Source organism: Streptomyces ovatisporus, from assembly GCF_042653885.1.
Classification (GTDB): Bacteria; Actinomycetota; Actinomycetes; order Streptomycetales; family Streptomycetaceae; genus Streptomyces; species Streptomyces ovatisporus.
This window is the reverse complement of record NZ_JBHSFH010000003.1, coordinates 481603-506331: the sequence shown is the minus strand read 5'-3', so window position 1 is coordinate 506331 and position 24729 is coordinate 481603. Positions and strand designations below refer to the sequence as shown.

Sequence of the window (24729 nt, the reverse complement as noted above, 5' to 3'; positions counted from 1 at the left end):
AAGGGAGGCGGGGTCATGAACGCATCGGCGACGGCGTGGCGGTGGAAAGGCCGGCGGAACGCCCGTCAGGCGGCCAACAGTCCGGCGGTCGAAGGCATCGCGCGTGCGGGCATGGTCGCGCAAGGTGTGCTGTTCGTCCTCGTCGGGCTGCTGGCTCTGCGTATCGCCTTCGGCGACAGCGGTGGCAAACAAGCCGATCAGAGCGGTGCCCTGCGGGAGTTGGCGGCGCAGCCGTTCGGTCAGTTCCTGGTGTGGGGCGTCGGGCTGGGGCTTGCGGGACTCGCGGTGTGGCGGCTTTCCGAGGCTGCGTTCGGTGCGGCGGAGAAGGGCGGGCGCAAGCCGCACAAGCGGCTGCTGGCGGCGGGACGTTGCGTCCTGTACGGGATTCTCGCCTTCTCGGTGCTCTCGTACGCCTCGGGCGCCAAGGGCAGCGGTTCCAGCGACGCGAAGTCCGAGGACATCACTGCCCGTGCCCTCTCGGCGCCGGCGGGACAGGTGCTCGTGGGCGTCGTCGGGCTGGTCGTCGCGGTGGTGGGAGCCTGGAGTGCCGTGCAGGCCCTGCGGCGGAAGTTCCACGACGAGTTGCGGATGTCGCGCATACCGCGCCGGAGCCGCAAGTGGATCGACCTCCTGGGGGTGAGCGGCGGCGTGGCGCGCGGAGCGGTCCTCGTCGCACTGGGGTTCTTCGCGATGGAGGCGGCCTGGTCGTCCGACGCCGATGAAGTCAAGGGCATGGACGGCGCGTTGAGGTCCTTCGCGGACACTCCGGCCGGGCCGTGGCTGCTCGTGGCCGTCGCCGTGGGCGTCGCTCTCTACGGGTTGTTCTCCTTCGTGCTGGCGCGCTGGCGTCGCGTCTAGGTGTTTCCTGCGGGTCATGGGCTCGTCGGTTGAGGTGTGTCGTGAGATCTGCGGTACGCGACTGCGCAGGAAGAGGACGCGTTATCGAGCGCGACGAATCGAGCGCCGTGCATTGCATCACTGGCTTCGCCGGGCCTCTCACGCTCGTTGCCCTGTGAGCGTCCACCGCAATGTCGTGAAGGCCGGGATCAAGTTGAGACCGGCCCGGTCATGCCGTGCATGACCGGGCCGGCCGTCCTCAGCAGCGGAGTGCGTTCACCACGGCCTGTACTGGCCGTTGAACCACTGCCCGTTGCCGTTGTCGGCGTAGTCGTCGGCGTTGAACGAGTAGTTGCCGTGATCGCCGTTGAGGTACCCGCCCCAGCCAGACGGCGCACTGCTGTCACAGATCACGTCGCCGGTGCAGACCGATGTGGTGGGGATGTTGCCGAAGTTCTGGTCCACGCCGGAGGTGGGCGGACCCGCAATTTGCCCGAGCGGCTGGCCGGACAGGCCGTCCGTGCCGGTGCCGGGACCACCCAGACGCTTCGGATCGGCGATGAGCACGGAGTTGACGTTGTCGATCGTCCCGGCGTTCTCCGACGTCCAGGTGTGTACGACGGCCGCGCCCTGCGAGTAGCCGATGACCTTGATGTGTTGGTCCGGGTTTGCCGCACGGTGCTCCCGGACCAGCCGGTTCAGCTCGTCCACGCCCTGCCGGGTGCTCAGTCCGAAGAGCGCTGCCGAGTAGCCGACGGGCTGGTCCACGGCTGCGGCGTTGGCGTCCGTGAAGACCCTTGCCTGCTGGTCGCCGGCACCGCCCACGGCGATCGTCCACGTGTCGTCGCTGCGCACCGGGGGCTCCGCCGGTGGGGGTGCGGGTGCCCCAGGCGGCGGGGGAGCAGGGGCCCCCGGCGGGGGCGGGGCCGGCGGACCACCAGCAGGCGGCGGGCCGGCGGGCCCGGGGGCGGGAGGACCAGCAGGCGCCGGAGCCTGTCCCGGCGGCGGACCCGCAGGCGCCGGTGCCGGAGGACCGGCAGCAGGCGGCGGAGCAGCGGGTCCAGGAGCGGGAGGATCAACAGGCCCCGGCGGCGGTGCCGGTGCGTCATTGGCGGGTCCCGGCGGGGGACCAGCAGGCCCAGGTACCGGAGGACCGTGATCCGCGGGCCCCGGCGGCGGAGCCGGAGCATTATCGGCGGGTTCCGGTGCCGGAGGTCCGGGAGGCGGTGGCGGAGCATCGTTGGCGGGCCCCGGCGGGGGACCGGGAGCCTCAGCGGGGGCCGGGCCGTCATCTCCAGGTTCGGGGGCTGGCGGTCCGGGAGGCGGTGGCGGAGCATCGTTGGCGGGCCCCGGCGGGGGACCGGGAGCCTCAGCGGGGGCCGGGCCGTCATCTCCAGGTCCGGGGGCTGGCGGTCCGGGAGGTGGAGCCGGAGCATCGTTGGCGGGCCCCGGCGGAGGACCGGGAGCCTCAGCGGGGGCCGGACCGTCATCCCCAGGCCCAGGAGCCGGAGGACCCGGCGGCGGACCTCCTGGCCCGGTGTCTGGAGCATTGTTGGCGGGTCCGGGAGGCGGACCTCCTGGCCCGGTGTCTGGAGCATTGTTGGCGGGTCCGGGAGGCGGACCTCCTGGCCCGGTGTCTGGAGCATTGTTGGCGGGTCCGGGAGGCGGACCTCCTGGTCCGGGGTCTGGAGCATTGTTGGCGGGTCCGGGAGGCGGACCTCCTGGTCCGGGGTCTGGAGCATTGTTGGCGGGTCCGGGAGGCGGGCCCCCTGGCCCGGGATCTGGAGCATTGTTGGCGGGTCCGGGAGGCGGACCTCCAGGCCCGGGGTCCGGAGCATCATTCGCAGGACCCGGAGCCGGACCCCCAGGCCCAGAATCCGGACCATCGTCCGCAGGACCCGGCGCACTCACGCTTGAGTTGGGTCCGGACCCTGTGTCGTCTGCGGATGCCGTTCCGGCGGCCACGACACTTGCGACAACGGCACCCGCGACGACGAATCCACTGCGCAGAGCGGTGGATGCCGGCAACTTACGGTTCAACGCCACTCTTGGGCGACGACGATGTCGTCCTGCCATTCGTCTTCCTTTCCTCAGTCGGCGCGCATTCGGCGCCGGTTCATGGGCTTGCTGCGCTTGATGAAGTTGAGGAGCCGTGCATTGGCGTCGCCTACGTGGGCTGGCCTGTCCGTTCCGTTGCCAGGCCGGCCCACCGGAACGACACGCCTCTACGGCGAAGCGGATTCGTGCCGGATGCCGGGGTCCACCGGACCTGCAATCGCGATTCCTCGGACTGACGCGCCGACGCACCCGGCCCGGCCTGACCCGCGATGATCGCGATCTGCCGGGCCAGAGCCACGATCTTGAACTTGTCGACGCTGTTCAGCGTCCTGCCGAAGTCGGTGCACATGTGCAGCACCTTCGGCAACCCCGCTATCAGCAGGGAGAGGGTGGCGGCTCCCACCGTTCCGCCGCCCTTCACCGTGCCCACGATGCTGTCCACGCCGGGCGGCCGGCTGGCGGCGCTGCTCGCGGCAATCTGCGCGATGGAAGTGGCCAGGAGCCTGCCGTACGCGCCGAGTTGAACGAGCTGCTGCGGGCCGAGCTTCGCGGCGATGTTGGCGACATCGCCGATGGCCGCAGCGGCCTTGTGAACCAACTTGGGCGAAAGAGAGGGGTCCTTGCCGGCGATCTGCTCGGCAAGCAGCGTGGTCCACTTCGGTGCCGGGCGAGCCGGCACGAACAGGGCCCATACATGCGCGGTGACTGCCCGTCGGCTCAGCCGCCTCACGCCTGACCTCCCCCGCCTCAGTCAACTGGTGGTCAGCACCCCTGTCTTCACTTTAATGAAGGGGCGTCATTATTGCGAAACACGGCGGGCACGCTACGAACTCCGGCAAGCACGGGTCAAGACAGTGCCCGCAACTGTTACCCCGAGTTAACCCAAGGCAGCGGCCCGTACAGAGAGGAGAGCCGTGACCTGTTCCCTGCTCGTACGGGACGTGGACGGAAGCTTCGGCCTCGCGACCGGATACGGCTGTGAGGATGTGGGGGCCGCTCCGGCGGTGGTCTGACCCGCGATACGACAAGACCCCACCAGCTACCTCGCCGCACTCCGCATCGCAGGCATCTTCATCCGGACCGCGAAGTGCTCCGTAAGAAACGCCCCTTGGGGCGCAGGCTTCCGGACCCGCGCCCTACTGCCAGGCCGCGGTGTCGGGGTCGATGCCGTGGGCCCGCGCGCTGGCGTCGATGATGCGGCGGAACCACGTGGCAAGGCCGGCGCGGTCGCCGTCGTAGTGGGCGGCGTATCCCGGATCGGCCTCAAACGTGCGGCCGAGGCAGACCTGCATCTGCCTGGTGAGAGGAAAGTACGAAGCAAAGACTTCGCGGTGCCGTTCGACGAGTTGATTCGCTTCTGGGCTACCAGGTGTGACGCCGGCGTCCATCGCCTCCCCGAGGGCACGGTCGAGGCCGGCGACGGCGTCGGCGACGGCCTGCCATTCCTCCGGACTGCGAGAGGCCGAGCGTTCGGCGTACTGCTGCCACTGCGTCGTGTCTCCGTAGCGCTCACGCGCTTGGGCGGGCCATTCCGGGTTCCAGTGGGGGCCGAAGATCGCGGCCTGCTGTTCGACGGTCAGCAGCAGGCCGCGCTCGTGGGCATCGATCATCCGGTCCAGTCCGGCGCCGAGCTGCTGGAGGCGGTCGATCCGCTCGGCAACCTGGGTGCGCTGCGTGCGCAATGCGCCGGACACGTCTGCGGGCGAGTCGTCCAGGACGGTACGGATCCTGTCCAGGCCGAGACCGATCTCACGGTAGACGACGATGCGGTGCAGGCGTTCCAGGTCACAGGCGGTGTAGAGCCGGTATCCGGCAGCCGTGCGCAGCGACGGTCGCGCCAGACCGATCTCGTCCCAGTGGTGCAGCGCGCGCACTGTCACGCCCAGGCTCGTCGAGACCTGACCGACGGTCAGGCCGTCGGCGTCAGTGGCGTCAGGCATGCTCCTCATTGTCGCCGCGGCCGACGCCCGGTGGGGTGATCCCGATGGCTTCAAGGTTCCGCGCTTCCTGACCGGCCGGATCCAAGGGCCTCGCCGCAGTGAAGATGATCCGTGCGTTCTCGGGGGTGGTCACCGCGACATCGCGGGTGCCCCAGGGAGTGTCCCGTGGACCGTCGGCCGAGTTCGGGCGCAGCGCACGACAGGCCTCGACCAGGGGATCGACCTGACTGAGCACGCACGAGAAGCTGACGCTCATCTCCGGTGTCCGCTCCGGAACGCTCCTCGCCGGGACGAGGAGTACGTCCTGGAACGCCCACCGGCGCAGATGCACGAGCTCGCCGGGGATGCTGAACAGCTCGATGAACCCGAGCCCGCGAATCCAGAAGTCCACCGACGCCGCCAGATCGCTCGTGGGGATCGTCACGAACGCGGGCATTCCGTAAATGCCGCGGAACGGCTCGGGCGGAACCGCATCCGGGCCGGGGGCGGGCACGGGGCTCATCTCGAACGCGTTGTAGTAGTCGCTCATGCACCCACCCTCCGGCCTCACGCAACGTGAGGGTCAAGCCGTGTCCGTGAATCTCGTCCTGCCCCGACGCGGCGACCGACGTGGTGGCCGGATGACCCCGAGCCCTGCGGCGACAGCGGATCAGGCCGTGGCGGGAGCGAGCGCTGCGACCCGCTCGGGGCTCCGTCACGAGGTGCCGGTGCTGGCCCTGCCGGCCCCGGCGCCCCCCGAACGACCATGACCGGCAAGGCGGTTGACGCGGCAGGCCGACCGGGCGACGGGACGGAGGGGCACGGGGTGCTCAGGCTTCGGCCAGCACTTCCCGGATCACGTGGCGGGCGTTGTGCGCCATCGCGGGGTTCGTGCTCCGGTAGTACGGCAGCGCGATCAGCGCCTGCGACAGCGTCCGCCCCCGGCCACGACGCCAGGACGCGTCGTCCACGCCGAGCGCCGACCGGAAGACCTCTCTCGCACCGGCAGGCAGCAGATTCCACGCCGGGAACAGATCGCAGGCGGGGTCGCCGACCCCCGTGCATCCGAAGTCGATCACGGCGGTCAGCCTGCCGCCGTCGACCAGGAGGTTGCCCGGCATCAGGTCGGAGTGCAGCCACACCGGCGGTCCGGCCCATCCGGGCGCCCGCAGCGCGTCCTCCCATACGGCGGTCACTGCGTCGCAGTCGACGCCCTCCTCCGGAATCTCGCGCAGTTCCTTGATCGCGGCCCGGGTCTCCGCGTCGAGCGAGGCGACCGGCCCGCCTCGGTGCGCCTTCGGCGCGGCCGGCAGGGCGATGCTCCGCATCGCCGCCACGAACGCGGCCAGATCCTCGGCCAGCAGCAACGGCTCGCTCAGCGCCCCCGCTTCGGGATGCTCGCCTGCCAGCCACCGGTACACCGACCACGGCCACGGATACCCCTGGGCGGGCTTTCCGGCTCCGAGCACTTCCGGGATGCGCGTGGGCAGACGGGGCGCGAGGCGCGGCAGCCACTCCTGCTCCATCGACACGTCGCCGGCCCCGCCCTGCACCAGCGGCAGCCGTACGATCATGTCGTCGCCCAGCCTGTACATGGCGTTGACGGTGCCGCCGGAGGGCCACCGCTCGATTGCCGGCCCTGCCCACTGGGGGAACTGTGTGGCGATCAACCGCTGTACAAGGGCTTCGTCGACAGGATGCATACCGGGATGCATCTCCCCAGCGCTCATGCACGTCATCCGAGCACCGGACGGTACGGGCGTCAAACGCTTTCCACCCGACGAGCGTCCAACACGCTTTGCAGTTTCAGCCGGGCAAGTTGTCCGTCGAGCGAGTTGGCCGAGAGTCCCGTCGGGCGGCCGGGCGGCCGCATGGCGCCGTCAACTGACGCTCAGTGCCCGCGAATCGAGCGTCAGGCCGCCCCGCGTGCCCCGGGGCAGGGGCCCGGTCAGGGCTCGCTCGTCGCCACGGGACCGCCGACGGTCCGGCCGCAGCCGTCGGGAAGCGACCCGATGCGCCGAAGCCCGCGGTGCCCCGGCCAGTCCTCCCGGCGCATCGACGCCCGGTTGCGGGTGCCCGCCGCAGCGTTGAGCGTGAAAGCCGTCCCGTCCTCGGTCACGTACCGGGCCGTCCTGCCGTGTCCACCGCCGACGCGCTCGGCCGAACTCCGCCTGATACAGCTGACGTTGGTGATCCGGTACTCCTGCACGCGCTCCCCGTCGACCGACAGGACGGTCCCGTAGCCGTCCATGCGCCACAACCCGACGGGCGGGCCCGCAGCATGCCGTGCCACGGACTTCGCGGTGCCCCGGCCGGAAGCACCCGCCTTGTCGTCCTGGGCCGAGGCCACGCTGAGCGCCGCACTTCCGGTGACGGCCAGCACCACGACCGTCGCTGCGATCGCCTTGGCCGCGCTGCCGAAGGTCTCCCCGCTCTGCATGGACGCGCCTTCCCCGTCGGTGGCCGGTTGCGGTACCGACAGCATCGTCGGCCTCGGTCACCCGCCGACAGCCTGCTGACAGGCCACCCGGGGGTGGGGTCAGCACCACGCCGGCACTGCGGCGGCCTCCACCCGGCCTCGGCGGGCGAACGCTCGGCCCTCCCGCTCACGGGGGACCGGTCCCGTGCCCGTCTGGTATGCACGTACGGTGACGGGACGACGGCAAGCCCACGAACCGCCCTTCGACGCCGTGCTGTGCGACATCGACAACGTCATCCGCTTCTACGACCACGCCGAACTGGCCCGGCTGGAACGTGAGTCGGGGCTGACGCCGGGCATCACCGCGCAGGTCGCCTTCGAGCCTGCCATCGACCACCCGCTCCTCCTCGGCCGGATCGGCAAGCAGGAGTGGGTGGAGTCGATCGCCCGCGGCCTCCGCACCCGTGCACCGGTATCGGAGGACCAGGCACGCGAGTTGGGCACCGCACTCGCCACGGCCCCCTTCCGGGCGGACGCGACGGTCGTCGGGATGCTGCAAAGGGTGCGGGTACGCATGCCGCTGGTTCTGGTGTCGAACGCGTCGCTCGAACTGGAGGAGGAACTGGCCTCGTTGGGCCTGTCGCAGCTCGCGCACCACGTCGTCGACAGCGCTCGCACAGGCGTCGTGAAGCCGGACCGGCGCATCTATGAGATCGCGGCGGAACGGGCGGGTGCCGCCGTCGGCCGTTGCCTCTTCGTGGACGACCGGCGCGAGAACGTCGATGCCGCCGTGGCGATGGGCATGACCGGCGCGCACTACCGCGAACACGCCGACCTTCGTGAGGCGCTGGGTCCGCTCCTGGAGGCTCAGGCCGGGCGGGCGCCCGGCGGAGCGGGCGAACGGCCCGGAAGGCGTGGTGCCTTCCGGGCCGTTCGCCGCCCTGCGGCCGGCGGGGCGGGCGACCGAGCCGCCCGCGCTCCGGACCTGTGAGCGCTGCCTGGTCAGGCCGTGACCTGGTCGGCCTCCTCCGAGTCGGAGAGCGCGCCGCCGTTCGGCGGGGCCTCCAACTCGGCTTCCTCGGCCGCTTCCTGGGCCTCTGTCTCGCGCTGGCCCGGGATCTCGTTCGTACGGCGGGCGACCCGCTCGTTCCGGGCGTCGGTCGACGCGCACAGGTCGATCGCGGCCTGGTTGAAGCGCGCCATGGACGGCGGTTCGGCCGGGCCGAGCAGGTGCACCTTCAGCTCGCTGCGGGCGGCTGCGAGGCTGTCCTTCGCCGGGTTCCGTACCGACTCCAGCAGCGCGGGGATCTCCGCCGCGTCGGGGGAGAGGATGGCGGCGGCCCGTACTGTCGGGAAGCCCGCCCTGAAGTCCTCCTCGCTCAGCCCGCTGGTGTTGGCCACGGCGTAGGGCTTCTCGCTCGTCAGGTAGTCCGAGACGACCGAGGAGACGTCGGAGATGAGCAGGTCGGCCTGGTTGAAGCAGGTGTAGATCGCAGGCCGCGGGCCGGTGACGATCTGGTGCTCCCATTCGGGGAACGAGGCCCAGTAGGCGGCCTCCCAGGCGGCGGTCGCCGCGGCGACGCGCCCGGCGCGGCCCTTCTCCGGGGTGGACTGCAGCATCATCTTCTCCACCTCGTCCGCGCCGTTCCGGAAGGCGGTGGTGGTCAGCTCGTCCAACTCCCGCGTGCGCCGCTCCAGTTCGGCCGCGGCCTCGGGGCCGGGCCGGGGGCCGGAGCGCTTGGCGCCGGCCTCGGCGATCATCGCCTGGATACGCGCGTTGGCGGCGCCGGCGCGGGGGTCGACGGAACCGGTCATCGGGTGCGGCTTGTACAGCAGCCGCACTCCCGGGTCCGCCAGCAGGGCGCGCACGATGTTCTCACCGGCGAGGATGACCGAGGTGTTGCCCGGGTCGTTGGTCCAGCCCTCCCAGGTGGGGGCGTACAGGACGGTCGTGTACGCGCCCTGCGGTGCGCCCTTGGACGGCTCGATGGGGGACAGCTGCGGGCGTCCGACCTCGACGACGTCACGGTCGTCCACGCCGATGTCGGCGAGCTGGTAGCGCTCACGGGCGGCGGGACCGGCGACCCACACCTCGTCGTACGCCTTGGCGTACGGGTTGCACGAGGAGAGCTTGTCGCTCTCGCCGTGGTTGATGAAGGCGTGCTTGATCGTCGGGATGCGCAGCACCTGGGAGGTCTTGCCGGAGTTGGCCGGGTGCAGCAGGACCTTGAGCGTCGAGTGCTCCAGGTGCATCAGGTGCGCGACCTTCGGGATGCAGATGATCGGAACGTCCGTCGCCTCGATCTTCTGCACCATGAAGCGCTCGCGGAGCACGATGATCGGGTTGCCGTCGAGCTGGTCGAGAGTGGAGAGCCACATGTTCGCCTGGTAAGCGGACGTCGTGCCGCCGGAGAAGTACATGCCGACGGTGGGCTTGTACTTCGCCAGCCACTTGTCGAGCCATTCCAGGGTCCGCTGCTCGTTGGCGTGCCGCTTCTTCGGCAGCATCCACGTGCCGAGGTAGACGGCGCCCCCGAGGGACAGCGCGATGCTCAGGCCGACGCCGAGAATGCCCCAGAGCTCGGATGCCAGGCCGGCGCTCAGCATCAGTCCGAGCGTCCCCGGGATGGAGAAACGCAGCAGCCGGCGGCTGGGCTGCCGGGCCAGCAGCCGCGGCGGGGCGATGGTCAGGTGCAGGGCGGAGGCGTCGATGTTGCGGGTGAGGATCGGCAGCGTACGGCTGCGGCGTACGAGCTGGGCGACGGCCTGGCACAGGAAGTGCGTGGCGTAGGCGGCCAGCAGCAGAAGCGTGAGGGGGCGCTCGATGTCCGGCGGCACGTCGGGGATGCGTACCAGTCCGATGACGATGAGCATGTCGCGGAGCAGCTGTCGCGTGGTGACGTCGAAGCGGACCTTGCCGAGAAGGGCGAGCAGGCCGGGCTGCTGATGGGTGAGGTACAGATCGAGCGTGAGACCCGCCACAGACGCGACGATGAAGACGGGCACGTTCGGGAGCAGCGCGCCCGCGAGCTGAGCGGCGTAGAACACCGTCAACGCGAGCAGCGCCGTCAACTGGACGGCGCGACGGGAAGAGAGACCGGCAGAGGGCACGGGCTGGGCTCCTGGCAGGAGGTCGAGGGTCGGTGATGGAAACCGGCCGGTGGGGAAGGTGGCGGCCGTGGGTGACCACTGACCGTATGCCGGGCACCGGGCCGGTGACAATCTGCGTCAGGGTGTCCTGCGTCGATACCGGGACATTGCAGCGACAAAGGTCATTATCCCCATCCGTCCACTGGTCGGAACGCATGCGCGGGTCCGGTCAGGGCTGCCGTAGATTGCGGGCGGATGCCTGGCCGCGCACGCAGAGCGCACGCAGGGCGCACGTACGGGCGAGGCGGCGGGTCGGCTCCGGACGCACGCACAGGCGCACGTATTAAGCACAGGCACTGAAGTACGCACAGGCACAGGGAACAGGCGGGCAGCGGAACGTGAGCAGGGCGACAGCGGACGGTGCGAGCGCGGGCAGCAGGGCGCGGGACGAGGTGGCGGACGCCAGGCGCATCGTCGTGAAGGTCGGTTCGTCCTCGCTCACCACAGCGGCCGGCGGCCTCGACGCCGACCGCGTCGACGCCCTCGTGGACGTACTGGCGAAGCACACCGGTACCGGCGGCCGACCGGACGGGGAGCAGAACGAAGCGCTGCAGAAGGAGATCGTCCTGGTCTCCTCGGGTGCGATCGCCGCCGGGCTGGCGCCGCTCGGTCTGCCCCGGCGCCCGCGGGACCTGGCACGTCAGCAGGCCGCGGCCAGCGTCGGCCAGGGCCTGCTGGTCGCCCGCTACACCGCGTCCTTCGCGCGCTACGGCCGCCGGGTCGGCCAGGTCCTGCTGACGTCCGACGACACCAGCCGCCGCGCCCACTACCGCAACGCCTACCGCACGCTGGAGCAGTTGCTGGCCATGGGGGCCGTCCCGGTCGTCAACGAGAACGACACCGTGGCCACCGAAGAGATCCGCTTCGGCGACAACGACCGGCTCGCCGCGCTCGTCGCCCACCTCGTACGGGCCGACCTGCTCGTCCTGCTCTCCGACGTGGACGGCCTCTACGACGGGAACCCCTCCAGCCCGGGCACGTCGCGCATCTCGGAGGTCAGTGGCCCCAAGGACCTCGACGGCGTGGACATCGGCAGCGCCGGCAGGGCCGGGCTCGGCACCGGCGGCATGGTGACGAAGGTCGAAGCGGCCCGTATCGCCGCCGCGGCCGGTGTGCCCGTGGTGCTGACCTCCGCGACGCATGCGGCGGACGCCCTGGCGGGGGCCGCCACCGGCACGTACTTCCACAGGACGGGACGCCGCGCCGCCGGACGGCTGCTGTGGCTCGCGCACGCGTCGACCCCGCGGGGGGCGCTGACGCTCGACGCAGGCGCCGTACGGGCCGTGGTGCAGCGGCGCACCTCGCTGCTGGCGGCGGGCATCGCGGGCGTCGAGGGCGAGTTCTCGGCGGGGGACCCGGTCGAGCTGCGGGACGAACAGGGCGTCGCGGTCGCGCGGGGGCTGGTCAACTTCGACGCGAAGGAGATCCCGCAGCTGCTGGGGCGTTCGACGCCGGAGCTGGCGCGGGAGCTGGGGCCGGCGTACGAGCGGGAGATCGTGCACCGGGACGACCTGGTGCTGCTGGACAACTGAACGCCGGACGGCACGCTGCCGGGAGGGGTGCGCGGGGGCCTCGTCCGCGTCCGGTCCTTCGTGAATGGTTTGTGCAGACGGCGGGGGGCCGGTGCCGAAAAGGTCACCGCCCTGAGCAAAAGACCAGCCTTTCCACGGACACCTTCCGGAAAACGGCCACGCAGTCGGCTTCGGACTGGTCAACTTTGTCCTGGGGGTCGTGCGGCGGGGAGCGACGCCCGAAACCAGCGAAGCAGCAGCGCCCCACCGGACGAGGAGGCCGCCCGTGAGACGACTTGCAAGCGTCGACACCGAACAGCGGGCCGAGCCGCGTCCGGAGACGGGTGCGGAGCAGCGCGAACAGTCCCGGCTCTGGCACATCACCCTGAGCGTCGCGGGCGCCGAGGCCCCGCTGAAGGAAGTACGCCGGGCTCTCGAACAGCTCGCGTACGACCACCCGTTCCTCCTGAACAGCCGGTACGCGAACGACCACGCCGAGATCCGCTACTGGGAAGAGGCGCGCGACCTGCACGATGCCGCCGCCGTGGCCCTGCGGCTGTGGGGCGAGCACCGGGCGTCGGCCAAGCTGCCGCCGTGGGAGATCGTCGGGCTGGAGGTCGTCGGCCGCGAGACGTACCAGCAGCGCATGGCCGAGGGGTACGGGCCGCCGTCCGCCACGTCCATCGGCGTTCACCCTTTCTAGGGCTGCGACCGGGTTTGTCACGCACAGTTCCGAGCTCTGCCGGGACTCGGCCTCCGGCCCCTCCGGCCCCTCCGGCCCCTTCGGCACCGTGGTTCTCGGCCACGTGACGGTCCGGCCGGCTCGCCAGCTGTACGGCGAGGGGATCACGCGTGCTGCGGCCGATCACCGTGCAGCGTCCGATCCGGCCTCACGGGTTCACCACCCCGGCGTCGTGCGCGATCAGCCCGGCCTGGGTGCGGTTCGCGCACCCCAGTTTGTCGAGCATCCGTGAGACGTAGCCCTTGATCGTGGCTTCGGAGAGGTACAGGCGGGCGGCGATCTGCGCGTTGGAGAGGCCCTCGCCCAGGCACGCGAGCACCTCGGCCTCCCGTTCCGTAAGCGACTCGACGAGTGCGGCTGCGCGGTCGCGTGCGGAGTGGCTGTCGGCGGAGGCGGCGACCAGCCGGCGGGCGGCGGCGGCCGACAGCACGGTGTGGCCCTCGGACGCCACCCGTACGAGACCGATCAAGTCCTCCGGAGGTGTGGACTTCACGAGGAAGCCCACCGCCCCCGCGCGCAGTGCCCGCAGCACGTACTGGTCGGCGTCGAACGTCGTCAGTACGACGACGGCCGGCGGATCGGCGATTTCGCCGATCCGCTCGATCGCGGTGAGCCCGTCGACTCCCGGCATCCGCAGGTCCATGAGGACCACGTCGGGCCGGTGGCGCAGCACGGCTTCGACGCCGGCGGCCCCGTCGTGCGCCTCGTCCACCACGTCGATGTCGTCGGCCGAGCCGAGGATCGTGCGCAGGAAGCGGCACACCATCGGTTCGTCGTCGACGACCACCACCCGTACGCCGTCGCTCACTTCACACCGCCGTTTCCGCAGTCGGTACGTACGAGGGCAGCGTCGCCTCGATGCTGAATCCGCCGTCGGGCGCGCGCCCCGCCCGCAGGGTGCCGTGCACGAGTTCTATGCGTCGCCGGAGGCCGGGGATGCCCAGGCCGGAGCCGGTCGCGGCGAGCGGGCTGCCGCCTGCCACAGCAGTCGGTGCGGTGTTCCGTACTGCGACGCGTACTTGGGCCTCGCCGTATGAGACCCGCACGACGACTCGCGCGCCGGGCGCGTGTTTCCGCACGTTCGTCAGGGCCTCCCGGACGAGCCGGTACGCCGTGCGTCCCACCACCGGCGAGGCGAGAGCGGGATCGCCGTCCTCGATCAGCTCGGTCGGGACACCCACGGAGGAGGATTCGGCGACGAGTTCGGCCAGCCCCGCCACCGAGGGCGTCCGGTGCGTCCGGTCGTCCCCCTCCGGTTCTGTACGCAGGATGCCGACGAGGTCGCGCAGTTCCTCCAGGGCCTGACAGCCGGCCGCGCGCAGTTCCTCCGCCGCCTGCCGGGTCGCCTCGTCCTCGGCCGTCATCTGCAGTGCGCCCGCCTGAAGGGCCATGAGGCTCACGCGGTGGGTCACGACGTCGTGCATCTCGCCCGCCAGACGCGCACGTTCCTCGGCGCGTGCGTGCTCGGCGAGGAGATGGCGCTCCCGTTCTGCGCGTTCCGCGCGTTCGGTGAGCGCCTGGACGAGTCGCTTCCGGGCGTCGAAGTACATCGCCAGCAGCGGGCCGACAGCCGTACGGAGCAGGCCGATGGTGATGATCGTGGCCGAGGGCTGCCACGGACGGGCGACGACCAGTGTGAAGAGGACGAGAGCGATGACCGCCCTGCGACGGTTCCGCCGGACGCCGCGGCAGTCGCCCTGGTAGAAGAGCGGACCGTAGGCGGCCAGCGCTGTGGAGAAAGGTGCCCACACCTGCCCGCCGTCGGCGGGAGTGAGCGCACCGGCCGGCCAGATCAGGAGTGACACCGCCAGCGTGAACGCGCCCAGGACGGTCACCACGGCGAGGGGTGCGCGGCGGCGGAACGCCAGCGAGAGGCAGGCTGCTGCCTGCAGGACGAGCATGACCCAGGCGAGAGTGCCGGGACGCTCCGGCCACCATGAGGCGCCGAGCACAGTAGCCACCGTGTCGACGAGTGTGAACAAGACCGCGATCGTCACATCCAGAGCCACTCGGTGACGCCGGTGCCACGGTCTGTCAGTCATGCGCAACACGGTATGCCAGCTGTGCTGCTGCTTCTTGTGCGCGGAGTGGAAAGCACACTTACGTCGGGTGGGGAACCCTACGAAAGTCGCACGACGTCCGGCAGGGCCGCACGTTCGTCGTTGCGGTACGCGACTGCCGGCTCTGCCGCCCGCCGCCCCCGACGGCGTCAACTGTTCGGCATGAGAACGCAACGGGACCACGGAGCACACGAAGCAACGGCAATGGCGGTTCCCGCGTTGGGCCGCTACGAGATCGACCCGGCGGGATCGGTCGTCAGGTTCACCACTCGGCACATCTTCGGACTGGCCTCCGTCCGCGGCACGTTCGCAGTCAAGGGCGGCACTGTCGACGTCACGGAACCTCTCGCGGAGTCCGTGGTCCGCGTCGACGTCGCGACGGGCGGCTTCGACACAGGCAACGGAGTGCGCGACAGCGCCGTGCGGTCCCGGCGCTTCCTCGACGCGCACAGGTACCCGCTCATGACCTTCCATGCGGAGCGCGTGGACGGCGCGACAGTCGTCGGCACACTCACCGCGCGGAAGATCACCCGGCCGGTCGGTCTGTCCGTCGGGCAAATCACGGTGACAGGGCGCGAGTTCACTGTCCGCGCCACCACCCGGATCGACCGTACGGAGTTCGGCGTGACCGGCTCCCGGGGTATGACCGGCCGCTACCTCGACGTGACCGCGGAAGTCCGGTGCGTACGGCCGTGACGCCGGCAGCACCGCGATGACCGGCGGTGGGCGCCCAGGGGGGAGCGCTCACCGCCCACGGGCGACCGGCTCCGCCGTACCGCGGGGGAGCACGACGGAGCGGTCCGCCCCCTGCCGGTGACCGTCCCGCCGTGCCGTCGTCTCGGACGGCGGGACGGCCCGGCAGTACGCCCTGCCCGTGACTAAGCTCGGAACCATGAGCGCAACCCAGGATTCGCCCGTCGTCCGCACCGCCCGCCGAGCGAAGGAGGCAGCGGCAGAGATCGCCCCGCTCCCGCGCACAGTGCGTGACGCGGCGCTGCTCGCGGTAGCGGACGCGCTCACCGCCCGTACCGGCGAGATCGTCGCCGCCAACGCGGCCGACGTCGACAAGGCCCGGGCGTCAGGCAGCCCCGCGTCGATCGTGGACAGGCTGACACTCACCCCGCAGCGCATCGAAGCCATCGCCTCCGACGTACGCGAAGTGGTCGCCCTTCCCGATCCCGTCGGAGAGGTCGTGCGGGGTTCGACGCTGCCCAACGGGCTCGAGCTGCGGCAGGTCCGCGTCCCGCTCGGCGTCGTCGGCATCGTGTACGAGGCGCGGCCCAACGTCACGGTCGACGCCGCCGCGCTGTGCCTCAAGTCCGGCAATGCGGTGCTGCTGAGGGGCTCCTCCTCCGCGTACGCCTCCAACAGCGCCCTCGTGGACGTACTGCGCGATGCGGTGGCCGGCGCAGGGCTCCCCGCCGACGCCGTGCAGCTGGTGCCGGGCGAGAGCCGCGAGAGCGTCAAGGAACTGATGCGCGCCCGCGGACTGGTGGACGTGCTCATTCCGCGCGGTGGCGCCTCCCTCATCCGGTCCGTGGTCGAGGAGTCCACTGTCCCGGTCATCGAGACGGGTGTCGGCAACTGCCATGTGTACGTGGACGAAGCGGCGGACCTGGACACCGCCGTGGAGATCCTCGTGAACTCCAAGGCGCAGCGCCCCAGCGTGTGCAACGCCGCGGAGACGGTGCTGGTGCACGCGGGCATCGCGGACGCGTTCCTCCCGCGCGCCGTCGAAGCGCTGAGGGAGGCGGGGGTGACCGTGCACGGCGACGAGGCGTGGCAGAAGGCCGGTGCGGATGTCGTACCGGCCACCGAGGAGGACTGGGGCACCGAGTACCTCTCCTACGACATCGCTGCCGCAGTCGTACCGTCCCTGGAAGCGGCCGTGCAGCACATCCGGGAGTGGACGTCGGGGCACACCGAGGCGATCGTCACCCGGGACACCGCCGCCGCCCGCCGTTTCACCGCACTCGTCGATTCGACGGCGGTGATGGTCAACGCCTCCACGCGGTTCACCGACGGCGGCCAGTTCGGCTTCGGCGCCGAGATCGGCATCTCCACGCAGAAGCTCCATGCACGCGGCCCGATGGGACTGCCGGAACTCACTTCCACGAAGTACGTGGTCACCGGAGACGGACACATCCGCAGCTGAATGCGGCACGTCCGCGCACATCCGGAGGCACCGGTCCACCGATTTGATGGAATCCGGCTACTCCCTGCCCATATTGACCGCATAGGTCTACGCTGAGCAGCGTGCCGGACGACGTGGGGGGCCAGCCGTTCCCGAACGGCGAGGAGCCCGAGTACCGCCACCACGGGGCCGCGGACGATGAGTTCGCCTCCGTGGTATTCGACGAGGACTTCGTGCGGTCGGCCGCGGTCCATGAGCCCACCGCCGCCGAACGCATATTGGCCGCCGCCCAGTCCCACGCGGAGAGTGAGACTGTACGCGGCTTCGAGGACGGCTACGGATACGCGCCGGGCACCGAGAGCGAGTTCGATCTCGACGCGGACGACCTCGACGAGGAAGCCGACGAAGATCCGGACGACGAAGGCCGGTTCGACAGTTCCGACTACTCGGAGTATGTGGATCTCGCCGACGGCGAGGACTACGGTCCGTACCCCCCGTACGGACAGTACGACTCCTACAGCTCCTACGGTCCGTACAGCACCTTCGGTGACACTGCGCAGTTCGACAACCAGTTCAGGCAGTACAACCAGTTCGAGCAGTACAGCCAGTTCGGCATATACCGCCGCTACGACCCGCGGCTCGAACTGGGCGAGGAGCACGGCTCCGACTACCGCCGTCCGTACGGCAGATCCGGGAAGCACAGCGCCTCCTCGCGCACGTACCGCGGGCACGTCCGGTGGCAGCGGCCCGTCGCATGGGTGCTCGCCGTCGTCATGGGGATCGGGATGGTCGCCCTCGCACTCAGCGCGATCTACCGCGGCACTTCACAGCAGCGCCAGGACCCCGCTCCACCGCCCGCGACGAGCGGTGTCGACTCGTACATGAGCGAGCACGGCGGGCCACGGACCCCGCAGGGCGCGCCGAACGTCTCCGCCCAGCCACGCGGCGGATGAGGGTGAGGCGCGCGGGTCGAACGGGGATGCGGAGCGGGCCGGCCGGACCGGTTCGCGCACTGCACTGGCACCGCGCACCGCAGTCGTAATCGCGTATCCGACGGTCCGTGCGCGCCGGCCTCCCGGCCTGCGGGGTCACAGGGGCGTCACGAGTCGGATGCGGTCCTTACCCACCTGAGGAATCCCCCGAGTTGTCGGCGCACAGAAGCGTTTACCACAGCCCGGGCGGACCTACTCTGTTGTTATGGCCGGGCGAGGCAATCCCCCAGAGGGACCCGACGACGCCTCCGGGGGCGACGACGAGTACCGAGACGAGTACCGCTCAGTCGTCTTCGACGAGTCCTTCATCAAGGCTGCGCAGTTGCAGGAGTTCTCCGCGCGGGAGCGCATGGAGGACGAAGAGCACGCGGCCGTCCGTCAGCGCGCCTCCAACGCCTCCGCCACAGGGGCCGAGGCCGGAGCGGAGGACGAGGGGCCCGGCTACGAGCGGAGCACCATCACCGCGTCCCGCCAGGGCATCGTGCTGGTACTGCTGATCGTCCTGGCGTTCGGCACCGCGATCTACATGGGCATCCGCAACCCCTATCAGGCGCCGGCAGAGCCGCCCGTCGAACCGATGCGTGCCTCTCTGCTGCCGCTCGCCCCCCGTGACGAGGTGCCGGGCGCGACGCCGGCGGACCTGTACGAACACAGCCCCGCCGCCCGGTTCCGTACAGGCGCCGACGGCGTGAACCTCCCTCCCGCACGCCGCACCGCGCATTTCTCCGAGAGCCAGGTGCTGTCCGCGCTGACGGCCGCCAAGGACTACATCGTCGAGAGTTCGCTCAACCCCGCCGTACTCACCGGGAACTCCGACCGGACCGTACGGATACTGCTCGACCCGGCGCAGCAGGCACAGTTCGACCAGAGCATGGACAACCCGCGGAACGACGGGCGGCACTCCGCGACCGGCTGGATGATCCGCTTCGACCCGTCCAAGACGGTGCTGGCCGATCCCCGGGTGCGGGTCCAGGGCACGCTGGCCGTGCAGGAGTCCGGCCCTGACGCGCTGGAGGTCGTCGCGGACCACGTCTTCGTCTATGCGGTACGGGCACCCGACGTCGGTGAGGGCAAGGACGCCGAAGAGCGCTCGTCCCTGTTCACCGTGCGGCGTGAGGTGCGCTTCCAGATCGACCGCGAGGATCTGCGCCGCCAGCAACTGGGCGTACGGCAGGTCGCGATGAGGGCGGGGCCACTGCCCTGCTCTGCCGACATGTCGGCCACGCTGAGGCCTCTCCTGGAGGGTGAGCGGGCCAAGGACGACGGCGGCGCCGGCACCGATCCGTATGCGCGGGGGCGTGACGCGGCCTCGATGTGCGGGGTCCTCGCGACGAGCGCACAGCCGAGTCCGAAGAACCCCGCCGACTGACACGGCGGTCGTTCTCCGGAGGCGCGATTCGAGCCGCTGTCGCTGTCCGGCCGGGGGAAGCCGCTTCTCACGGGCCACACGTCGGGAGCGGCCGGACGGGGACCGGACCGTGTCCGGCGCGATGGTCCCCGGCCCGGCGGTCCGGTCCGTGTCCCGTCTCCGACTGCGTCAGCTGGTGCCGTTGGTGCCGTTGGTGCCGTTGGTGCCGTTGCCGCCGTTCGAGCTGTCGGAACCGCCCCCGGACCCGCTGCCCCTTCCGGTGAAGGTGTCACGCAGCCTGCCGCCCAGGTCGCCTGCGCCTCCGGCGATGTCCCGGACCAGGCCCATGAGCGGGTCCTTGCTGTTCTTGACGGACTCCGTGTAGTGGTTCGCCGACTCCCGGATCGACTCGGTGACCGAGGTCTCCTTGTCGTCCTCGCGGCGCGGGTAGTGGCCGTCCATGATGCGCTGGTAGTCGCGGCTCTCGGCCCACTTCTTCAGCTCCGCCGCACGCACGGTGGTGAAGGGGTGGCTGCGCGGGAGCACGTTCATGATCTTCAGTACCGAGTCGCGCAGATCGCCCCCGGACTCGTACTCCTCGGCCTGCGCGAGGAAGGCGTCGACGTTCATCTCGTGCAGATGGTTGCCGCCCGCCAGTTTCATCAGTCCGCGCATGGACGCCCGCAGGTCCTGTCCTACGAGCAGTCCGGCACGGTCGGCCGACAGCTCGGACTTGCGGAACCACTCGCGCAGCGCCGTCACCACCGCCATGATCGCGACGTTGCCCAGCGGGATCCACGCGACCTTGAGGGCGAGGTTGGTGAGGAAGAGCAGGATCGTGCGGTAGACGGAGTGGCCGGACAGGGCGTGCCCCACCTCGTGGCCGACGACCGCCCGCATCTCCTCCTCGTCCAGCAGCTCGACGAGACCGGTGGTCACGACGATGACAGGCTCGTCGAGTCCGATGCACATCGCGTTGGGATTCGGGTCCTGGCTGACGTACATCGGCGGGACCTTCTCCAGGTCCAGTATGTAACAGGCGTCCCGCAGCATCGCGTTGAGATGTGCGAACTGATCGTCGCTCACGCGCACCGAGTTGGCCAGGTAGAGCAGTCGCAGACTGCGCTCCGTCAGCAGGCCGCTCAGCGCCTTGAAAACGGTGTCGAATCCGCTCAGCTTGCGCAGGGCGACGAGCGCCGAGCGGTCCGAGGGATGCTCGTAGGCCCGGGAGGAGATCCCCGGGAAGCGGCGCCGGTCACGGCCGGGCAGCCGTTCGGTGCCACCTGTGTTGTCGCTCATCGCGTACTTCCCCCTGTCGCTGTTCGCCGTTGACGGCGGTTGGTTGTCAGCCTATGGCGCCCGGTCCCGGAAAGCCCCGGTCGAACGTGTCCGGCACAAAGCCCGGACGTGAGGGAGACGTTCCGGAACCCCGCGAGGGTTGCGTGAAGGACGAGTCGGCGTCAGCGGCCTGAGGGGCCTTGCATACGATGTGCCTGTACACGATGAATCTGCCCGGCCCACACGCGGATAGGTCCTGCCGACGATGTCCCTTTCCAGCACCGCTCACAACGCCCTCAGCATCCTGGCCTCCGAGGGTGGTGGGCACGGCGGCGAGCACGACCCGCTCCTTCCCTACCTCACCGGCGGCGGGGCCCTCATCGCCCTGCTCCTGCTGCTGTGGATCACCACCCGCTTCAACCGGGACCGCTGATCCCGGCCGGTTCCGGGCATCGCTCCAGGTGCGGCCGGACCCGGCGACGACCCGGTGGCAGCGGGAGCCGCGGCGCTCCCGGAGGAACCGTTCCGGGGCGGTTTCCGCGTCGCGCAGGCGGAGCAGCGGACAGCGGCGTCAGCAGATAAGGTCGGCTCGCATGGGAGAGCACATAGTGCCCGGGACCGGCAAACGGCGGCTGGGGGTGATGGGCGGGACCTTCGACCCGATCCACCACGGGCACCTCGTGGCCGCGAGCGAGGTGGCCACGAGGTTCCACCTCGACGAGGTCGTCTTCGTGCCGACCGGGCAGCCGTGGCAGAAAAGCCACCAGCAGGTCTCGCCCGCCGAGGACCGCTACCTGATGACGGTCATCGCCACGGCCTCCAATCCGCAGTTCTCGGTGAGCCGTACCGACATCGACCGGGGCGGCCGCACGTACACCATCGACACCCTGCGTGATCTGCGGGCCGCCAACCCGGACACCGACCTGTTCTTCATCACCGGCGCGGATGCTCTCGCGCAGATCCTCGGATGGCGCGACGCCGACGAACTCTTCTCGCTCTCCCACTTCATCGGAGTCACCCGTCCCGGGCACGCCTTGACAGACCCGGGACTGCCGGACGGCGGAGTCTCCCTCGTCGAGGTCCCGGCGCTCGCCATCTCCTCGACGGACTGCCGCGCACGGGTGCGGCGGGGCGACCCTGTCTGGTATCTGGTCCCGGACGGTGTCGTGCGGTACATCAACAAGCGGGGGCTGTACGGGGAGGAGGCGCCGCAGACATGAACGAGCGCTACGGGTACGACCCGTACGGACAACGGCCGGAACAGCAGCCCCGGTTCCTCGGGTACGACGACTACGGACAGCCTGTCTACGGCTACGACGACCAGGATCCGTACGGCACGCAGGCAGACGCACAGGGCGGGCAGCACTCCTCGCAGGCCGACCGGACCGCGCAGCAGCAGGAATACCAGTACGACCCGTACGGCCGGCAGCCCGGACAGCAGACGCAGGGTTACCCGCAGCAGACGCAGCAGGAGTGGATTCCGCAGCAGCAGAGCCAGCCACCGCACGGGCAGCAGAATCCGCCCCAGGAGTACGACGGCGGTGGATACGACGCAGCCGGACAGTACGACGCGACGGGCCAGTACGCCGCACCCGGAAGCGGCACCCCCGCGCCGTCCGCCGCCCCCGCCGGCAGCGGGAGCGGGCGCGGTCAGAACACCGGTTACCGCACGGAGCAGTTCTCCTTCATCGAGGAGGACACGGACGACTCCGAGGACGTCATCGACTGGCTGAAGTTCAGCGAGAGCCGCACCGAGCGCCGCGAGGAGGCCAAGCGCCGCGGGCGCAACCGCGTGGTCGCGCTCGTCGTCACGCTCGTGGTGGCCGCGTCCGGGGGCCTCGGATACCTCTGGTACGCGGGGAAGCTGCCCGGCCTCGGCGACGAGAAGGGCGGCACTGCCACCTCGGCGGGCCAGCAGCGCGACGTCATCGTGGTCCATCTCCGTTCCCTCGACGGCGGGGGCAGTTCGACGGCGCTCCTCGTGGACAACGCCGACGCCAGGCGCGGCAACACAGTGCTTCTGCCGAACACCCTCGCCGTCTCCGGTGAGAGCGGCACCACGACGACCCTGGGCAAGTCCGTCGAGGACGAGGGCGCGGCGCCGACCCGTGAGTCCCTCGGCACACTGCTGGGGGCCGACATCAAGGGCAGCTGGCGGCTGGACACTCCCTACCTGGAGAACCTCGTCGAACTGGTGGGAGGGATCAAGCTCGATGCGAACGCCACCGTCCCCGGCGAGAAGAAGGGCGACGAGCCGCTGGTCGAGCGCGGGAGGGCCCGGACACTCGACGGGCAGGCCGCCGTGGCCTACGCCACCCACCGCGGCAGGGGCGAGCAGCAGACGCGCCAGTTGCAGCGCTTCGGCGAGGTGATGCACCAGACGCTGCGCAAGCTCTCCAGCGACTCCGAGGCGGCGACCAGGACGGTCGAGACCCTCGGCCAGATCCCCGACCCGTCCCTGCCGGAGCCCGAGCTGGGGGCGTCGCTGGCGAAGCTGGCGAAGCAGGCCAAGGCCGGCTCGTACAGGACCCAGCTGCTGCCCGTGCAGGCAAACGGCACGCTCAGTGACCGTACGAGCGACGGCCTGGTGAAACAGGTGCTCGGCGGCACGGTCAAGAACACCGACCCGGACGCCGCCCCCCGGGTCAAGGTGGTCAACGCCAGCGGCGACCGCGGCAGCGACGACGCGGCGTCCGCGGCGCTGGTCAACGGTGGCTTCACAGTCGTCGACGGCGGCGCCGGAAACGCCGCACAGAAGCGCTCCGTGGTGACGTACGCCGACGGCAAGCAGAAGGACAAGGCCGAAGAGGTCGCGAAGACGCTCGGGCTGCCGGGCAACGCGGTCCGCAAGGGCAAGGAGGCGGCGAACGCCGACGTGACGGTGGTGCTGGGCCGGGACTACAAGGGGTGAGAGCGTCCGTCCCGTCGTGAGACCCTGGTGACTGACACACACGCGTGACCGCCGTGTCCTCTCCGATTTCCGCGATTCCCCTTGTTCCTTGATCTCCCCGATTCGAAAGCCTCGCCTGTGACCGCTACGGACCGTTCCACCGAGCTGATCAACGCCGCTGCCCAGGCAGCCGCCGACAAACTGGCGCACGACATCGTCGCCTACGACGTCAGCGACGTACTCGCCATCACCGACGCCTTCCTGCTGGCATCCGCACCCAACGACCGGCAGGTGAAGGCCATCGTCGACGAGGTCGAGGAACGGCTGCTCAAGGATCTGGGCGCCAAGCCCGTACGCCGCGAGGGTGAGCGGGACGGCCGGTGGGTGCTGCTCGACTTCGTCGACATCGTGGTGCACGTGCAGCACAGCGAGGAACGGGTCTTCTACGCACTCGAGCGGCTGTGGAAGGACTGCCCGCAGCTGGACCTGCCCGAGGACGCGAAGGCCTCGCACGGCAAGGCGCAGAAGCACGCCGAGGGGGAGCAGGACGCGACCTACGAGGCGGCGGAGCGGGGCGGAAGCGACGGCGCCCGATGACGCAGGCGGACCCGCGGAGCCGGCCGGACCCTGTGCGCCGTGACCGGAGGATCGTCCTCTGGCGGCACGGGCAGACGGCCTGGAACCTGGAGAGGCGCTTCCAGGGGTCCACCGACATCGAACTGACCGAGGCGGGCCGTGACCAGGCGCGACGGGCGGCACGGCTGCTGGCCGCGCTGCGACCGGACGCCATCCTCGCCTCCGACCTGCGGCGGACCGCCGAGACGGCTGCCGAGCTGGCCGCCCTCACCGGCCTCGAAGTGACGCACGACGAGGCACTGCGCGAGACGTACGCCGGGCTGTGGCAGGGCCTCACGCACGAGGAGATCGTCGAACGGTACGGCGACGAATACGCCGCCTGGAAGCGCGGTGAGCCCGTCCGGCGCGGAGGCGGCGAACTAGAGACTGAGGTCGCCGAGCGGGCCGCCCCCGTGGTGGAACGCAACCTGGAGAAACTTTCGCCGGGCGGCACACTCGTCGTGGTCAGTCACGGTGGCACCATCCGGACCACCATCGGCCGGCTGCTGGGCCTCGAACCGCGTACATGGGAAGCGCTCGGGGGCCTCTCCAACTGCTGCTGGTCGGTGCTGGGCGAAGGCGCCCGCGGCTGGCGGCTCCTGGAACACAACGCCGGCACGCTGCCCCAGCCGGTGCTCGGCGACGACGACTGAGCCAGGGCCGGGCGGCGGACGAACGCGACGGCGACACGGGCGGGTACCCGTGGGCGGTGGGCGTTCGGCGTGACGGGGAGCCCTCCCAACTCCGCGCTGACCGCCCCGATTTCCCATCCGGGC

Annotated in this window: 23 protein-coding genes; 13 read left to right on the top strand and 10 right to left on the bottom strand. The window is 70.6% G+C overall.

The window, feature by feature from the left end:
- Positions 1-15: 15 nt before the first annotated feature.
- A complete protein-coding gene (locus tag ACFPA8_RS03835; protein WP_386442207.1) occupies positions 16-858 on the top strand; it encodes a DUF1206 domain-containing protein in 843 nt (280 codons plus the stop codon).
- Between the two features lie 255 nt (positions 859-1113).
- Here the strand turns inward: ACFPA8_RS03835 and ACFPA8_RS03830 are convergent, their stop codons facing one another.
- The 6 genes from ACFPA8_RS03830 to ACFPA8_RS03805 form a co-directional block, all read right to left on the bottom strand.
- Positions 1114-1692, bottom strand: a complete 579-nt coding sequence (locus ACFPA8_RS03830; protein ID WP_386442204.1) for a cutinase family protein — start codon at positions 1690-1692, stop codon at positions 1114-1116.
- A 1312-nt stretch (positions 1693-3004) separates the two neighbouring features.
- Complete coding sequence (locus ACFPA8_RS03825) at positions 3005-3625, bottom strand: hypothetical protein (protein ID WP_386442201.1); 621 nt, start codon at positions 3623-3625, stop codon at positions 3005-3007.
- A gap of 406 nt (positions 3626-4031) precedes the next feature.
- Positions 4032-4835, bottom strand: coding sequence for a MerR family transcriptional regulator (locus ACFPA8_RS03820; RefSeq protein WP_386442198.1), 804 nt, complete (start codon positions 4833-4835; stop codon positions 4032-4034).
- Entirely contained in the window at positions 4828-5364 is a 537-nt protein-coding gene (locus ACFPA8_RS03815) for a VOC family protein (protein WP_386442195.1), read from the bottom strand. The genes ACFPA8_RS03820 and ACFPA8_RS03815 overlap by 8 nt, the downstream gene beginning before the upstream one ends.
- A 280-nt stretch (positions 5365-5644) precedes the next feature.
- A complete protein-coding gene (locus ACFPA8_RS03810) occupies positions 5645-6544 on the bottom strand; it encodes an aminoglycoside phosphotransferase family protein (protein ID WP_386442192.1) in 900 nt (299 codons plus the stop codon).
- Positions 6545-6762: 218 nt separating this feature from the next.
- On the bottom strand, positions 6763-7254 hold the full coding sequence (locus ACFPA8_RS03805) for a hypothetical protein (protein WP_386442189.1): 492 nt from the start codon (positions 7252-7254) through the stop codon (positions 6763-6765).
- A gap of 208 nt (positions 7255-7462) precedes the next feature.
- Between ACFPA8_RS03805 and ACFPA8_RS03800 the strand changes: the two genes are divergently transcribed.
- The gene (locus ACFPA8_RS03800; protein ID WP_465270226.1) at positions 7463-8224 is read left to right on the top strand and encodes an HAD-IA family hydrolase; all 762 of its coding nucleotides are present in this window, start codon (positions 7463-7465) and stop codon (positions 8222-8224) included.
- A gap of 11 nt (positions 8225-8235) precedes the next feature.
- Here the strand turns inward: ACFPA8_RS03800 and ACFPA8_RS03795 are convergent, their stop codons facing one another.
- Positions 8236-10344 (bottom strand): hypothetical protein, encoded by a 2109-nt coding sequence (locus ACFPA8_RS03795; protein WP_386442186.1) that lies wholly within the window; start codon positions 10342-10344, stop codon positions 8236-8238.
- Between the two features lie 431 nt (positions 10345-10775).
- Between ACFPA8_RS03795 and proB the strand changes: the two genes are divergently transcribed.
- Positions 10776-11915, top strand: coding sequence for a glutamate 5-kinase (gene proB, locus ACFPA8_RS03790; RefSeq protein ID WP_386442818.1), 1140 nt, complete (start codon positions 10776-10778; stop codon positions 11913-11915).
- Between the two features lie 265 nt (positions 11916-12180).
- A complete protein-coding gene (locus ACFPA8_RS03785; RefSeq protein ID WP_386442183.1) occupies positions 12181-12597 on the top strand; it encodes a hypothetical protein in 417 nt (138 codons plus the stop codon).
- A 187-nt stretch (positions 12598-12784) separates the two neighbouring features.
- Here the strand turns inward: ACFPA8_RS03785 and ACFPA8_RS03780 are convergent, their stop codons facing one another.
- Together ACFPA8_RS03780 and ACFPA8_RS03775 are read right to left on the bottom strand one after the other, a co-directional pair.
- A complete protein-coding gene (locus tag ACFPA8_RS03780) occupies positions 12785-13444 on the bottom strand; it encodes a response regulator (RefSeq protein ID WP_386442180.1) in 660 nt (219 codons plus the stop codon).
- 1 nt (position 13445) lies between these two features.
- A complete protein-coding gene (locus ACFPA8_RS03775; RefSeq protein WP_386442177.1) occupies positions 13446-14678 on the bottom strand; it encodes a sensor histidine kinase in 1233 nt (410 codons plus the stop codon).
- A 222-nt stretch (positions 14679-14900) separates the two neighbouring features.
- Between ACFPA8_RS03775 and ACFPA8_RS03770 the strand changes: the two genes are divergently transcribed.
- The 4 genes from ACFPA8_RS03770 to ACFPA8_RS03755 all read left to right on the top strand — a co-directional run bounded on the left by ACFPA8_RS03770 (position 14901) and on the right by ACFPA8_RS03755 (position 19191).
- Complete coding sequence (locus ACFPA8_RS03770; protein ID WP_386442175.1) at positions 14901-15392, top strand: YceI family protein; 492 nt, start codon at positions 14901-14903, stop codon at positions 15390-15392.
- A gap of 178 nt (positions 15393-15570) precedes the next feature.
- On the top strand, positions 15571-16851 hold the full coding sequence (locus tag ACFPA8_RS03765; RefSeq protein WP_465270225.1) for a glutamate-5-semialdehyde dehydrogenase: 1281 nt from the start codon (positions 15571-15573) through the stop codon (positions 16849-16851).
- 101 nt (positions 16852-16952) lie between these two features.
- On the top strand, positions 16953-17783 hold the full coding sequence (locus tag ACFPA8_RS03760; RefSeq protein ID WP_386442169.1) for an SCO2584 family spore wall biosynthesis protein: 831 nt from the start codon (positions 16953-16955) through the stop codon (positions 17781-17783).
- A gap of 244 nt (positions 17784-18027) precedes the next feature.
- The gene (locus ACFPA8_RS03755; RefSeq protein WP_386442166.1) at positions 18028-19191 is read left to right on the top strand and encodes an SCO2583 family membrane protein; all 1164 of its coding nucleotides are present in this window, start codon (positions 18028-18030) and stop codon (positions 19189-19191) included.
- A gap of 168 nt (positions 19192-19359) precedes the next feature.
- On the opposite strand, the gene ACFPA8_RS03750 is transcribed toward ACFPA8_RS03755, so the two are convergent.
- Complete coding sequence (locus ACFPA8_RS03750; RefSeq protein ID WP_386442163.1) at positions 19360-20469, bottom strand: M48 family metallopeptidase; 1110 nt, start codon at positions 20467-20469, stop codon at positions 19360-19362.
- Positions 20470-20713: 244 nt separating this feature from the next.
- On the opposite strand from ACFPA8_RS03750, the gene ACFPA8_RS03745 reads away from it, so the two are divergent.
- From ACFPA8_RS03745 to ACFPA8_RS03725, 5 genes are all read left to right on the top strand, one after another.
- Entirely contained in the window at positions 20714-20881 is a 168-nt protein-coding gene (locus ACFPA8_RS03745) for a hypothetical protein (protein WP_386442160.1), read from the top strand.
- 160 nt (positions 20882-21041) lie between these two features.
- Positions 21042-21668 (top strand): nicotinate-nucleotide adenylyltransferase, encoded by a 627-nt coding sequence (gene nadD, locus ACFPA8_RS03740; protein WP_386442158.1) that lies wholly within the window; start codon positions 21042-21044, stop codon positions 21666-21668.
- On the top strand, positions 21665-23359 hold the full coding sequence (locus ACFPA8_RS03735) for a LytR C-terminal domain-containing protein (protein WP_386442156.1): 1695 nt from the start codon (positions 21665-21667) through the stop codon (positions 23357-23359). The genes nadD and ACFPA8_RS03735 overlap by 4 nt, the downstream gene beginning before the upstream one ends.
- A 117-nt stretch (positions 23360-23476) precedes the next feature.
- Entirely contained in the window at positions 23477-23935 is a 459-nt protein-coding gene (rsfS, locus tag ACFPA8_RS03730) for a ribosome silencing factor (protein WP_386442153.1), read from the top strand.
- Positions 23932-24606, top strand: coding sequence for a histidine phosphatase family protein (locus tag ACFPA8_RS03725; protein ID WP_386442150.1), 675 nt, complete (start codon positions 23932-23934; stop codon positions 24604-24606). The genes rsfS and ACFPA8_RS03725 overlap by 4 nt, the downstream gene beginning before the upstream one ends.
- Positions 24607-24729: the final 123 nt, after the last annotated feature.

Coding starts and splice junctions, on each gene's coding strand:
- ACFPA8_RS03835 (WP_386442207.1), top strand. CDS start 16: ATGAACGCATCGGCGACGGCGTGGCGGTGGAAAGGCCGGCGGAACGCC.
- ACFPA8_RS03820 (WP_386442198.1), bottom strand. CDS start 4,835: ATGCCTGACGCCACTGACGCCGACGGCCTGACCGTCGGTCAGGTCTCG.
- ACFPA8_RS03815 (WP_386442195.1), bottom strand. CDS start 5,364: ATGAGCGACTACTACAACGCGTTCGAGATGAGCCCCGTGCCCGCCCCC.
- ACFPA8_RS03810 (WP_386442192.1), bottom strand. CDS start 6,544: ATGAGCGCTGGGGAGATGCATCCCGGTATGCATCCTGTCGACGAAGCC.
- ACFPA8_RS03805 (WP_386442189.1), bottom strand. CDS start 7,254: ATGCAGAGCGGGGAGACCTTCGGCAGCGCGGCCAAGGCGATCGCAGCG.
- ACFPA8_RS03775 (WP_386442177.1), bottom strand. CDS start 14,678: ATGACTGACAGACCGTGGCACCGGCGTCACCGAGTGGCTCTGGATGTG.
- ACFPA8_RS03770 (WP_386442175.1), top strand. CDS start 14,901: ATGGCGGTTCCCGCGTTGGGCCGCTACGAGATCGACCCGGCGGGATCG.
- ACFPA8_RS03755 (WP_386442166.1), top strand. CDS start 18,028: ATGGCCGGGCGAGGCAATCCCCCAGAGGGACCCGACGACGCCTCCGGG.
- ACFPA8_RS03750 (WP_386442163.1), bottom strand. CDS start 20,469: ATGAGCGACAACACAGGTGGCACCGAACGGCTGCCCGGCCGTGACCGG.
- ACFPA8_RS03745 (WP_386442160.1), top strand. CDS start 20,714: ATGTCCCTTTCCAGCACCGCTCACAACGCCCTCAGCATCCTGGCCTCC.
- nadD (WP_386442158.1), top strand. CDS start 21,042: ATGGGAGAGCACATAGTGCCCGGGACCGGCAAACGGCGGCTGGGGGTG.
- ACFPA8_RS03735 (WP_386442156.1), top strand. CDS start 21,665: ATGAACGAGCGCTACGGGTACGACCCGTACGGACAACGGCCGGAACAG.
- ACFPA8_RS03725 (WP_386442150.1), top strand. CDS start 23,932: ATGACGCAGGCGGACCCGCGGAGCCGGCCGGACCCTGTGCGCCGTGAC.